The 13,566-nt window shown below is 43.5% G+C and carries 9 protein-coding genes; 1 reads left to right on the forward strand and 8 read right to left on the reverse strand.

Going from position 1 to position 13,566, the window contains the following annotated elements:
- Complete coding sequence (gene uvrC / locus ACQ2HE_RS17495) at positions 1-1,830, forward strand: excinuclease ABC subunit UvrC (protein ID WP_430900920.1); 1,830 nt, start codon at positions 1-3, stop codon at positions 1,828-1,830.
- A 669-nt stretch (positions 1,831-2,499) separates the two neighbouring features.
- On the opposite strand, the gene porN is transcribed toward uvrC, so the two are convergent.
- The 8 genes from porN to ACQ2HE_RS17535 all read right to left on the reverse strand — a co-directional run bounded on the left by porN (position 2,500) and on the right by ACQ2HE_RS17535 (position 13,536).
- A complete protein-coding gene (gene porN, locus ACQ2HE_RS17500) occupies positions 2,500-3,534 on the reverse strand; it encodes a type IX secretion system ring subunit PorN/GldN (RefSeq protein ID WP_430900918.1) in 1,035 nt (344 codons plus the stop codon).
- Between the two features lie 28 nt (positions 3,535-3,562).
- Entirely contained in the window at positions 3,563-5,143 is a 1,581-nt protein-coding gene (porM, locus tag ACQ2HE_RS17505) for a type IX secretion system motor protein PorM/GldM (RefSeq protein WP_430900916.1), read from the reverse strand.
- An 82-nt stretch (positions 5,144-5,225) separates the two neighbouring features.
- Positions 5,226-5,999: a type IX secretion system motor protein PorL/GldL gene (porL, locus tag ACQ2HE_RS17510; RefSeq protein ID WP_430900914.1), complete on the reverse strand. Its 774-nt coding sequence runs from the start codon at positions 5,997-5,999 to the stop codon at positions 5,226-5,228.
- A 134-nt stretch (positions 6,000-6,133) separates the two neighbouring features.
- Positions 6,134-7,411, reverse strand: a complete 1,278-nt coding sequence (porK, locus tag ACQ2HE_RS17515) for a T9SS ring complex lipoprotein PorK/GldK (RefSeq protein ID WP_430900912.1) — start codon at positions 7,409-7,411, stop codon at positions 6,134-6,136.
- Between the two features lie 154 nt (positions 7,412-7,565).
- Positions 7,566-9,617, reverse strand: a complete 2,052-nt coding sequence (locus ACQ2HE_RS17520; RefSeq protein WP_430900910.1) for a thioredoxin domain-containing protein — start codon at positions 9,615-9,617, stop codon at positions 7,566-7,568.
- A 261-nt stretch (positions 9,618-9,878) separates the two neighbouring features.
- Positions 9,879-10,679 carry a uroporphyrinogen-III synthase gene (locus tag ACQ2HE_RS17525; RefSeq protein WP_430900908.1) on the reverse strand — a complete coding sequence of 267 codons (801 nt, stop codon included), beginning with the start codon at positions 10,677-10,679 and terminating at the stop codon, positions 9,879-9,881.
- A gap of 19 nt (positions 10,680-10,698) precedes the next feature.
- Complete coding sequence (locus ACQ2HE_RS17530) at positions 10,699-11,667, reverse strand: DUF4271 domain-containing protein (RefSeq protein ID WP_430900906.1); 969 nt, start codon at positions 11,665-11,667, stop codon at positions 10,699-10,701.
- A 42-nt stretch (positions 11,668-11,709) separates the two neighbouring features.
- A complete protein-coding gene (locus ACQ2HE_RS17535) occupies positions 11,710-13,536 on the reverse strand; it encodes a BamA/TamA family outer membrane protein (protein WP_430900904.1) in 1,827 nt (608 codons plus the stop codon).
- Positions 13,537-13,566 lie beyond the last annotated feature (30 nt).

Consider the following 13,566-nt stretch of genomic DNA (forward strand, 5'->3'; position numbering starts at 1 on the left):
ATGGAGCAATCGGCCTTTCAACAAATTTCACATACCATTCCGCTGGAGCCGGGTATTTACAAATACTTCGACAGCGAGGGAGAACTATTGTATGTTGGAAAGGCAAAGAGTTTGCGCAAGCGAGTAAGCTCCTATTTCAATAAGAATTACAGTAGTTGGAAAACCGCTGAATTGGTAAAGCGCATCGATCGCATTGAATTTACGATAGTGAATTCGGAGCAGGATGCTTTGTTCTTGGAGAATGCACTCATCAAGCAACACCAACCCAAATTCAATATCGATCTTAAAGACGATAAAACCTATCCCTATATCATCATCAAGAAAGAACCTTTTTCGCGGATCTTTCTGACGCGGATGAAGATAAATGATGGCTCTGAATACCTCGGCCCCTTTACTTCGGTGGGCAAGGTTCGTGAATTGTTAGAGTTCATCCGCAGCACCATCCCGCTTCGTACTTGCAAATTGGCACTAACGGCACCGAATATCCAAAAAGGAAAATTCAAAGTGTGCTTGGAATATCATTTGGGCAATTGCAAAGGACCTTGTGAGGGATTGCAAAGCGAACAAGACTATGCCGAAAGCCTGGTACAAGTTAGAAACATGTTGAAGGGCAATCTGCAGCCGGTGATTCAACATTTCACCGACCAAATGAAAAGTCTTGCAGAGAACCTGGAATTTGAAAAAGCGGCGCAGGTAAAAAAGAAGATTGATTATTTAGAGAATTATAGCGCAAAATCGGTGATCGTCAACCATCGCTTTATGAACTGCGATGTGTTCACTTTGTTGCGCGATGGGAACATGGCTTATGTGAACTATTTGATGGTGCAAAACGGTACCATCGTTCAAACCCATACCATACCCTTGGAGCCACATCTGGAAGAACCCGATGAAGAGATCCTAAGTTTCGCCATTGTGAATTTGCGTACCAATTTCGAGAGCAAAGCTCCTGAAATTGTAGTGCCCTTCCCTATTGAATATCCCGAAGAAGGGGTCACTATCACTGTCCCTAAGAGTGGTGATAAAAAGCAATTGCTGGACCTCTCGGCCAAGAACGTAAACTATTTCCTCGACGATGTAAGAAAGAAGAAAATGTTGCGCTTGGAAGGCAAAGACGATGCGGCCATCAAGCAGGTGCTCTATGGTTTGCAGGAGGATTTGGGACTGCCCTTTGCCCCCTTACATATAGAATGTTTTGATAACTCGAACTTCCAAGGAGCCTACCCGGTAAGTGCCATGGTATGCTTCAAAAACGGCCTGCCCTCTAAAGCCGATTACAGACATTACAATGTAAAAACAGTCCAGGGTATCAACGACTTCGCTACGATGAAAGAAGTGGTTTACAGGCGCTATAAACGGCTTTTAGACGAACAGTCGCCCTTGCCGCAGCTCGTGATCATCGACGGCGGAAAAGGGCAATTAGGGGCTGCTATGGAAAGTATTCTCGAATTGGGACTGGCGGGCCGAATGACGGTGATGGGATTGGCCAAAAACGAGGAAGAATTGTTTTTCCCGGGCGATAGTGAGAGTGTGAAATTGGGGTATAACAGTGAAAGTTTGAAGTTGATTCGGAGGATTCGGGATGAAGTGCACCGTTTCGGGATCACATTTCACCGCAATAAACGGAGTGCAGGCACTTTTAAAAACGAATTAGAGGGCATAAAAGGCATTGGAAAAGAAACTGCGAATGCTTTGTTGCGAAGCTTTAAGAGCGTGAGAAGGGTAAAAGAAGCGGATAAAGAGGCTTTGGTGAAGGTGGTGGGGCTGTCGAAAGCGCAGATCGTATATCAATATTTCCATAGTGGAGCTGAAGAGCAGCAAGGAACGGACTAAAATAAAAAGGGGCCCGGATGAAAATCCAGCCCCGTTTTTAAAATCCAATATCCTATGAAAAACCGTGGTAAAAATAGTAATAAGAACTCAATAAACAATACCTCATGTAGGGTATTTTTAAAAAAGTTTTAATATTCTGAAATGCAGTGAGATTGCGTATTTCTACGCAATTTGTGGAAGGTTTTAGCGTTGCGCGTGAGAGGGTAAAATGAGGGATATAGATATGGGGTCTTTTTCTTTTTTTGAACCAGTATGATAAGCGACTTAACTATACTTTATTCTTGATTTTTTACCGCAGCGGCGCAGCGATCGCGGCGTTTTCGCAGCGACTTATCTATCTCTTGTTTTTGATTTTTGACCACAGATTATTCAGATTAAAACAGATTCGCACAGATTAGCACCCGTTGGTCAATCAGTCTGATTTTTTATTTTCAACCGCAGCGGCGCAGAGAACGCAGCGTTTTCGCAGCGCTGGCAGTCTTTCTGTATTCCCCCCTGTTCGTCCCCCTCTTCTTTCTTTGTATTTCCTCTATCCTCGTCTCCTCGCATCCTCGTTCCTGTATTCCCCCTGCTCTTGCCCCTCCTTCTGTATTTCCTCCCTCCTTACAACAAACAAAACGGCTGCCCCTATTCGGAACAGCCGTTTGTGAATAATGAAAACTTATGTGATTAGTACGACCAAAGATCTTGCTCGTAGTTAAACATTTTTTCTTTGATGTTCTCGCCTTCTAAAAGTGCTAAGATTGGATCTTTCACGTAAGAAGAGATGAACAAATCGTTGGGGTTATTGATGGTACTTTTGATGATTCGGCTACCGAACATGCGGCTTTCGAACAATTCTTCCCAGCTCATACGTGCTCCGTAGTTTTTACCATTGTACACTTCATAACGAGCCAACATTGGACGTAAGTCGGGATAGTACACCCAGAAAGCAGGCAATACAGCGCGGAAAGATCCGTCTTCATTGTTTACCGTTTTCAAAGGAGCGATACCGAGGATACGTACATACATACGTGAACTTTCTTTATCGAACACCCAGTCTTCCTTCAACCAGTAACGTTCTACCGTTGCATCGGGGTTGAATTCAGAGATGATCACCGAATCTTTGAACAATCCTTTCGAACCGTCGGGGTCATTCACCCAGTCCGGTACAGGCTTCACTTTTGGTTTTTCTACCAAAATTTCAGCGATGTCTTTGAAAGTGATTGGAGTAGTGAAACGGTCGTCGCCACCAGCTGCACTGAAAGCGGTTACTTCACCTTTTTTAATGGCGTTCAACAGAATCATGATAAACCGTTGGTTACCTGCATCGCCTTCTGCTTTGTATACGAAAGGAAGGTTGATCTTCTCGTGAACATCAATTTCTCTCCATACACGTTGCACATAAGTGGCATCGTCTTCGCGAATGTGCTCGTATTGCAAAGGAGTTCTTTCCTTTACGAGGTTACGCTCGAAGGCGTAGTCATTGCGCATTGAAGGACGGGGAGCTTCCAATTTGATGTCTGCATCCGGCATTACTACCTTGGGTACAGTATCTTTTGGAGGAGCTACAGCGCCACCTGCGTTGTTATTGTTTTTAGCGGCAGTTTTACCTGTCGTCTTTTTTTGAGCAGGGCGCTTGGGTTTTCCCTGAGCCATGGCGGCTTCAGAACCCAGTGCTAACACTGCGGCGAGTAAGCAAATTTTAACGAAACGGTTTCTCATTATTCACGATTTTATAAAAGATATGCAATTATTTAAGGTTAAAGCTCATTGGAGGAAGGTCTCTGATCTTTCCGTCCGGTCCTTGAACTTTGATTTGGTCGAAGAAGATCGTTGTACCTGGAGTTGCATCGTTTACCAACTTAGCAGCGGTACCATTCCAACGGTTTCCTTCGTTGTTTGCCATTTGGTAAGTTGGATATTTTCCACCCAACGCACCCAATGTGTAGCTGATTACTTTGAACGGAGCTTCGAAATCTGAATCTAATAATTTCGCAACCACACCGCCCATGGCCTTGAAGTCGGCTGATGGCATATTACCACCACGCTTAGGACCTACGAAGGTACCAGGATCAGGCAAAGGCTTCACACGGAATTTCACCGGTGTAGATTTACCTTCTACGATTACGTTTACATTGTGTTCACCCTGAGTTTTAGGAACAGCGATCCAGCTGCTTCCACCTGCTCTTCTGATTTCACCACCGGTAAATGTAGCATTGATTTTTTCGCTACCTACACCTGCAGTGATGGTCAATGGGTTTTCAACACCGATATAAAGAACGTTCATTTTTGTTGGAGATACGGCTACACCTGCAGGCGCTGCTACTTCGTATTCGATTTTCTTCGATACTCTTTCTTTAGTACCATCAGGCTTAGCAAATTCGATTACAACGTCCACTACTTTCTTACCAACGCCATTGGCTGTTGTTTTCCATAGCGCAGCACCATCAGCACCCAAAGGTACGTTTTGACCACCAATAGTGATCGTTGGTTTAGCAGCTTCAGAGAAGGCACCCACACCGGCAGTGATTTGAATTTCATCACCAGGGAATGCGTAAGAAGTGTTTGCAGAGGCAATGGCTTGGAATTTATCGTACACGAGGGCTACTTCACCTACTTTAGAGTGGAAATAGTCTACGAGTTGAGATTCGGCATTTTTCACGTCGTTCTGGAACTTACTCAAAATCGTCAAAGAGGCGATAGTTGGAGTCATGTGGAAATAGCTTTGAATCCATCCTTCAGCGTTGTTAGGATATTCTTTACCTTCTTGTCCTTTAGGAACGTTCTGGTTGATAGGCAAAGAACGGTCGAAATCGGCCTTTGCTTTCTTAATGTTTTCGGCGATGTTTGGCTCGTTGGCAAATTCGGCTGGATCTAATAGTGCCAACACTTGCTTTTTATAATCGCCTAACATGTTGTAAAGCTTTGGACCTTCGCCTCTTTTGTCCATCAAACGAACCGAAGCATCGAGGTTTGACTCTGCGAATGTTTCGTGACCGTCGCGAATTTCGAGGCCTGATTCTTTTTTCAATTCAAGTTTCAGGTTTTCGATATAGGCAACGAGTTTGCCGGAGAGGTCTTTTACTTTATCAGCTTTAGGTTTCCATTTCGCTGTTTTTTCAGCGGTTTGGGGATCCTTTGCTTTTTCTTCAAATGATTTATAAGTGAGTGCGTTCTTAGAATCGATCACTTTATTGGAGTTAGCAATACTCGCGTCTACCGTTTTGAAAGCGTTCAACACTTCCGCTGATACGTTCATCGCCAGAAGGGCGGTGAGTACCAGGTACATCATGTTGATCATTTTCTGCCGGGGCTCTTTAGGTAAAGCCATTGTGATTTAGGTTTTTCGAATGAAACAATTAATTTTCTCAGTCTTGTTTATTGGGGTATACCGGATATGGATCGTATGTTGATTAACGGCCTTGCATGGCGTTCAACATGTTACCATAAATGGTGTTCAAGTTGCTCAAGTTACCCGCCAACTTGTTCATTTGCTCATGCGCTTTCTTAGCATCTGTTACGCTGTTCTGCATTGTTTCAGAAGCGGTAACGAGGTTGCTGTAGAAGCTGTTCATAGCTTTCAAGTGGTTGTTGGTATCTTGAAGCTCGAGTTCATAAATTGCGTTCAAAGAACCTAAGTTTTTAGATAACACTTGTACTTGCTCGTGGAATTGTTTCGTGCTATCAGCAGCAGCATTGAAATGACCAATTGTAGTGGTTGCATTTTGATACGCTACTTTCATTCCATCTAAAGCTGCAGTTGCTTCTTGAGTTTTCTTAGAGTAGTCGTTCGTAGACTTCACTACATCAGAAACTTCTGCAATATTGTTTACAGATGTACCCAACTTCTTGAAGCTTTCGCTTAAGCGATTCAAGTTAGCAGGGGTGATATCTGCTTCTTGTAACATTTTGTCCATTTTTTCCAAAGCGGGGTTGCCACTTGCTGCCGGAGCAGAATTAGCCAACTTTGGTAGTACTTCTGCAATAGCGTGCATTTCAGATCCCGGAGGCGGTAAGAATGCATACACGATGAAGATGATTGCCTCGGTGATCAGACCTGCTGTTAAGAAGAAGTCTGCCATCGCTTGGTGCGTAATTTTTTGCCAAGCTCCGAAGATTACTACTGCGGAACCCAAGCACACCATTACGTTGATTAGTTTTTCAGTTCTTTTTGATACTCCAGCCATAAAAATTAAATTAAAGGTTTAGAAAACGGATTTTAAAGGGTTTTAGACAATATAAGGTCGTTTTGATTTATTATTAAATCAATCAGTTTACAGTAAAATGTTGTTAGAATTAATTTCCTATACGCCTGCTTTTATTATTTCATTTGCATAGGTGGTAAATCGATCACACAACGGAAGCCGATGTAAGATTTTGCAGTATCCATGTACTCGTAGTTACGAGTTGAAGTTTGCAAATAGAATCCTACGTCTTTCCAGCTACCACCACGAATTACCTTACGCTTCATACGGGGAGGATCTGAATCCTTTGCATTGAAACGAATGTCGGGGTTCATGTCGTGTTGGAAGTTGTAAGCACCCTCATAGAACAGTGATGAAGTCCACTCGGCAACGTTACCGGCCATACAATAGAGACCGAAGTCATTAGGCCAATAAGCATCTGCACGTACAGTGTAGAAACCACCGTCTTCAGGATAGTTACCACGGCCGGGTTTGAAGTTGGCCAATAAGCAACCTTTACGGTTTCTTAAGTAGTAGTTACCCCAAGGGAACATTGATTGTGAACGACCACCGCGAGCTGCATATTCCCATTCTGCTTCAGTTGGCAGACGGAAGTCTGACTCTGTAGTACGTTTCTTAGATTCGAGGAAAGAGTTTAAGTAGTTGGTTCTCCACTCGCAGAAAGCCGTTGCTTGCTTCCAGCTAACTCCTACAACCGGATAGTTACCGAAGGCAGGATGAGAGAAGTAGCGCTTGGTCATTGGTTCGTTGTAACTATAAGTATAGTCGCGGATCCAAGTAAGCGTATCGGGGTAAATGGGAATGTCTTTCTTAATAATGAACATTGAGCGAGACTTTCCGGCATTTTCACGACGAGCTGCTTCTTTCAGGTCGAATATTTCTGAGTGGTAGATGAATTTATTAGGATCGAGCTCTTTTCTTCCGAAAACACGATTCTCAGGAGAGAGAATCATCGCATCGATTTTTTCAACTGTTGATTTGTCACCGTACTTGATTGTTGCGGCCTTCTTCCAGTCAATGACAAAGCGTCCATCCACTTCTTTGCCTAACTGCATACGAACGGCTGCAATAGAATCGCGTACCCAGTTTGCGAACTGGCGGTACTCGTTGTTGGTAATTTCAGTAGCGTCCATCCAGAATCCATTGATAGAGATCTGCTTGTTACGCGCAGTGTACGCGTAGTTCACATCTTCATCAGATGGTCCCATGTGGAAGGTCCCTGGTGGAATGTACACCATGCCTGGGGGCTTAGTAAACACATATCTACTAGCCGGATTTACGCCATGAAGTTGGCCATCATTGGGTAAACCTTTGGATGCCTTCTTCCCCAATTTACCACAGCCTGTAAGGGCCAGGACCACCAGCAGGAAAGAAAAGGCGGATAGGTTTTTCATTTTCATAATTTTAAAGGGTATTGGGCAAAAATAATGTTTTACCGACTTCATCACAAGTTTAGAATTTTTGTTTAAAAGTGCAATAACTGGGATTCAGCTTCTTAAATAACGGTGCTTGAAATCAAATTATTGTATCCAAAAAATAATAAAATTTTTATAAGTCCTTAAGCATGCGAATCAGCATATCAGTCTGATTTACAGGCTCATAACAAACAAAGTGTTTGCACAGGTAGAATTGTGGTGTAGCATTCGAACTTTTTTCGGCTAATAAGGGAAAGCTCCTATTACTCCGGGGTGCGGACTGGTATACTTTGAGGGGTATAAATGTACGTAGAAATTCCGAATGTAGCTTCTCATGATCTGACCCTACTAAAGCTATTTCCGGAATTCCATAAGTAATCCCTTGTAGCAACTGAGCCCATACTCCAAAAGAGCTGGGATAGCTAAGAATTACTTTTTGAAGCCCTCCTACCATCGCAACCGAACGCTCACGCCATTCACTGTTGTTAAACACGATGCCTAAATAATACAGGTTATGCGCCATCAAGGCATTGCCGGAGGGGGTGGCTCCATCGTATACTTCTTTTTTACGTACAATCACATCGCCTTGGTTGGCATGTGTGTAAAAGAAATACCCTGTTTTGGGTTCGCTGAAGTGTTCCACCACCCAGTTGGTGAGATCCCTGGCTTTTACCAAGTATCCTCCCTCACCGGTGATTTCCTGTAATAAAATATATGACTTAATGACAGCTGCATAGTCGTCTAAGAAAGCCGGAATTTTCGCCATTCCATTCTTATAACTGTGCTTCCATTCATTCTTGTGATCAAATTTGCTTTCCAAAAAGCTCATCAATTCAGTAGCCGCCGTCAAGTATTGCTTAGCACCAAATGCCGCATAAGCTTTGGCAAAGGCCTGCACCAGCATGGCATTCCAACCCAACAAGATCTTGTCATCTAATAAGGGCTTGATGCGCTGCGAACGGATAGCGAGTAATTTCGCTACCGAAACACCAATGCTTTCCCTAAATGAGGCCTCGTGTAAATTGTGGACTTTGCAAAATTCTCCGGCTTTCAGTGGCGTATTCAGAATAGTCACGCCTTCCCAATTGCCCTCTTCGGTAATATCGAAATACTCGCAGAATAAAGCCGCATCTGTTCCCAAAGCCGCTTCTACTTCCGCTTTCGTCCACACGTAATATTTACCCTCTTCTCCTTCACTGTCGGCATCGTAAGCACTGCAATAACCACCTTCAGTTGTTTTCCATTCGTGTTGAATGAAGCCTAAGGTTTGTTCTACGATGCGCTTGTAATGATCGTCTTTGGTGATCTGATAGGCATCACACAATACTTGCACGAGCAATGCATTGTCGTACAACATTTTTTCGAAATGCGGTACAAGCCACGCTGCATCAGTGCTGTAGCGTGCAAAGCCGCCTTGCAATTGGTCGTACAAACCACCGCCAGCCATTTTATCGAGACTCAACAAAGCTTGCTTCAATGCAGCTTGATTGCCTGTATGGAAATAATGTTGCAGTAAAAAAGTAATCGAGAATGTTTGAGGGAATTTCGGTGCTCTTCCAAATCCACCTTCCTCTATATCAGCCGTCTTAAGCAAATTAGCCGCCATTTCAGCTACCATTTCTTTGGTGAACTGAGCAGGATTTCCCGCACCGGTTTGAATGCCGAAACTGTTGGATTGCTCCAGATGACCGGTTAGGTTCGTTGCTTGAGATTCTATTTGCTCGCGGCGTGTTTTGAAACTTTGAGCGATGCCTTCCAATACTTCGGTCCAACTGGCTCTTCCATGAGCCGGAATGGGTGGGAAATACGTGCCACCATAAAAAGGCTTGGCATCGGGAGTGAGGAATACGTTCAAAGGCCAGCCACCGCTTCCGGTCATGGCTTGAACTGCATCCATATAAATATGATCTAAATCGGGGCGTTCTTCGCGGTCGATCTTGATATTAATGAAGTGTTGGTTCATGATGGCGGCAACCGCTTCATTTTCAAAGCTTTCGTGTTCCATTACATGACACCAGTGACAAGCAGCGTAGCCAATGCTTACCAAAATGGGCTTGTCTTCACTTTTCGCCAAAGCCAAAGCTTCCTCACCCCAGGGAAACCAGTTCACCGGGTTATGAGCGTGCTGTAACAAGTAAGGACTTGTTTCAGAAGCGAGGCGATTTGTGTGTTTTAATGATGACATAGCTACGTTCTATCCGAACCGTAGCGGTGAAAATGAACCCTAGCCTATCGTTTAGAGGGACGGCAAAAGGGGGTGGACCAACAGTAGTTCGAATAGTGTAGATGTTGTAGCTATACTCGAGCGGTTTTAGTACTTGTAAACTAATAAAGAAGACCCAAAAAATCAATTAAGGTTTAGTGAAATCTTTCCTTTAACAAAAAATTTAACGTCGGTTAAATAAAAATGTTGTGATAAAGAGGCGTTTAAATAAATTATAGGGGTTTATTTTTTCTTCAAAACCGATGATAAATAGGCGTCTAAAGCTGCAACCATGGAAGGGGAACTTGGTAAAGGCGCTTTGATATCGAGGGTTAGTCCGGCATCTTCCACTGCTTTTCCGGTATTTCCACCGAAAGCACCAATCCGGGTGCTTTTTTGGTCGAAACCGGGCATATTATCAAATAAGCTCTTAACGCCACTAGGAGTAAAGAAACAAATGATATCGAAATGGTTTTTGCTGAGAAGGTCTTTTACGTCGGCGCTAATGGTACGGTACATAAACGGTGTTACGTATTCGCATTTGTTGGTTTTTAACCAGCCAACGATCTCATTGTCTTGTTGGTTTTCAGAGCAGGGGTACAAGAATTTCTCGTTCTCTTTGTGCTTGTTGATCACATCGAACATGCTCTTATTAGTACCATCGGCACCATAAAAAACCTTGCGCTTTCTATAGAGAATGAATTTCTGCAAATACAGTGCTACTGCTTCTGTGATGCAGAAGTACTTTGTGTCTTGAGAGATGGCCAATTTCATCTCTTCGCAAGTGCGGAAGAAGTGATCGATGGCGTTGCGACTGGTGAATATGACCGCTGTATAGGCAGCGATGTCAATCTTTTGTTTTCTGAATTCTTTTGCAGGAATGCCTTCTAGTTTGATGAAGGGCTGGAATGCCAGTTCTACCCCATATTTTCGGCCAAGCTCGAAATAGGGAGATTTATCGGTTTCCGGTCTAGGTTGCGTAATCAGAATCTTTTTGATTGATACGCCGGATGTTGATCCTGTGGTAGCCCCGTTTTTCACCATACTGTTCAGATGTCGAAAGTTAATTGTTTCGTTCCACAATTGTTGTCAAAAACTTAAACAAAAGCAATAGTGGAGCGATTTCGAAGGCGCAAAGGTAAAGAAAAAAATGGAATGGGTTTACTTTTATTTCACCCCGCACGGCTCTATAGGAAAGCCAAAAACGGTACACAAAGAGGCCTACCACAAGTGCTAAGGAGAGCACCACCACGGCATGAATAATGGCATCTGTTGGAAAAGCCATGAGCATAATGATGGGTATGAGGAAAATTCCCAATACTTTATTTATCATGAAAACCACGAAGATATAGGCATCTGCAGCCTTGTCTGCACGCAGAATCCAACCAATAATCTTCATCACTATAAACTTGCCTGTGTAGAGTACTAGCAGTCCTCCGGCACTGTAAAGAAACACTTCCCAAAAGTCCCAGTTGCTGAGTAGTTGGTAGTATTTTGCCAAAAAACTTGTGTACAAGGAGGCCGAGAACAGAAACAACGCATTCAGCATGAGGGAAGGCGCGGGGGTCTGTGTTAATTGGTCGCGCAATTGCTGTTGACGCAGAGTGGCCCTAAAGAATAAGGCCATCAAATTGTTGTGATACTTGATGAATACCGATCGCACGAGGCCATAAAAGAACAATAAGGCGATAATGATATAGAATACCGGCTCGTCGCCCGTAACCCTGCGTTCTTGCATGGTGAGCAATACCGGCTCTTTATAAATGGGCAAAATGGTCAGTTCTTTGAACCATTTCATTGTGGCAGCAGTATAGTTGTTGCTATCGGGTGAATTGAGATAAGCCGTTACCTTTTTCTGCAAACTATCGTTGCGCTGTTGATCCCACACCTGTTTTAAACTATCAATGTTTACCGGAGACACTACCAATGGAGTTACGGTACCGGCCCCTTTTTGAAGGGTATCCGTTTGAGCGTTTGCAGCCGTTCCGAAACACAACAAGAGGCAGCTAAAAAGAAAGTGGTAAAACTTCATTGATTTAATTGGGTTGGCAAAAATAAGTAAGAGTTCTTAGGTTTAAAAGAAGTTTACATATCCTAGGTGAATCTTCGACTGTCGCAAGCTGAAGTCGAGGTCATTTCTCTTCCCTGCAGCAAAAGAAATATTGAACATACCTGCTTTGGTTTCCAAAGACAAGCCCGCTCCTGCTCCAATAAATTGATTGTTACGCTTGGCACCGCCCGCTGCGTTCTGGGTAAGGGCCGCATCTACAAAACTGAACAGGTAGGAGTTACGGCCAATCAGGTACCGATACTCCGCCGTAAATACAGCATATCTCGAAGCATAAATGCTTTCTTCATCAAAACCTCTTAACAATTTATAGCCTCCAATTTGAAACAGTTCGTTTCGAAAAATAGAAGCACTTTCGATCCAACCAATACTAGCCCCTGCTTTAATAGTAGATACCGGTGTAAGCTTGAAATAGTGGGCTCCTTGCGCTTTCACACGAAACTGATAGGATTTTAATTGAAAGGTATCGTACAACCGATCAAATTTATAAGTGGGATCTGCATTGTCAGTTAAACTTAGGATCACATTGTTTTTCTTGATCGTTTTTGTTCCTACTGTAATGGTACCGGTCCATTCGTTCCCTGAAGTAGGGTTGTATCGGTAATTTGTAGTGTACCCATCGTATTTAAAACCAAAACTGATGATGCGCAAATCGAGTTCTTGAGGCAGGGTTTTGGTGGCTTTCACCACATTGGTGTCAACGGTTAGCAGGTTTGATTGCTGACTTTGAATGAAAAGCGTACCGGTTTGATTGAGGTTGATATCATAGGTTGTTCCGAGCTGCATGTTGATATTGATGAAGCTGGAATCTTTTTTAAACAAATCGAATGAACTGGTAATTCCAAAAGCCGAACCGGCGAGGTAAGGGTATTGAAAGAGCAGGTTAAGCCTTGGCGATTTCAACTGCAATTGTTGCCAGTTCAACCCAATGGTTTCTCCCCCACCCAATGCATTCTTCAAATTAACGGTGGCTTCACCGGTAAACTGCATTTTGGTTCTAGGCGCTTCGTAAATATTGTTGGCGGCTTCCGTGGCAGGCAGTAATCCAACGAGCACATTGATTTGACTGCTCTTACGAGGCGCCAAGTATAAGTTGAGAATGGAGCCGGTTCCTAAGCGGGTCAAACTCCAGGGTTGTTGTTCTTGCAGAAAGGGCAGTTCATCGATTCGTCTCGATACTTTCACGAGCGTCGACTTCTTAAAATAAGACCCATTCATAATTCCCAAGTACCGTTGTAAGAATTTGGGATTGATGACGGCCGTTCCCATGTTTCGAATGCTGTCGATTTTATAGAGCGGTCCTTTTTGCAAACTCATTTGCGCTTCCAATCCATCGGCGCCTTCTTTGATGTTAACAAGTTTGAGCGTAGCGAAGGGATAGCCATTGTTGTCGAGGTAGTTGAGAATGCCTTCTTGCAATTGCTTAATGGCCGTAAAGTTCACAAAGTTTTTTTCGAATAGTTGTTCCTGATAGCCTACTGCGTCAAGGATCTTTTTATCGATGGAATCGGTATAGAATTTATTCCATACATAGCGTTCTCCGATGTAAAGATTGAGATAGGTAGCGGCTGTATCGGTGTGAACACTGTCGATTGAAGCAGCAATATATCCTTTGGTATGAAGGAGGTTGGGAAGTCGGTTGATGTAGAGTAAAGCCAACTGAGGATCTTCAAAATCGGTGTTGAGTTTGAGGCTGTCTTTTGCGAAGGCAGCGGGTTTATCGGATAGTTGGTAGTGAACTTTATGGGTGGTTTGAGCATAGGAAGAGGCGAACAGGAGGAATCCTGTCACTAAAAAAAGTGATTTCAGTATGGATCGTGTTAACTTTGCCATTCTCCCATTCAGTAAGCGGATGTAATTTCC

It is taken from the genome of Endoryza foliicola, from assembly GCF_050589245.1.
Taxonomy (GTDB): Bacteria; Bacteroidota; Bacteroidia; order Chitinophagales; family Chitinophagaceae; genus Endoryza; species Endoryza foliicola.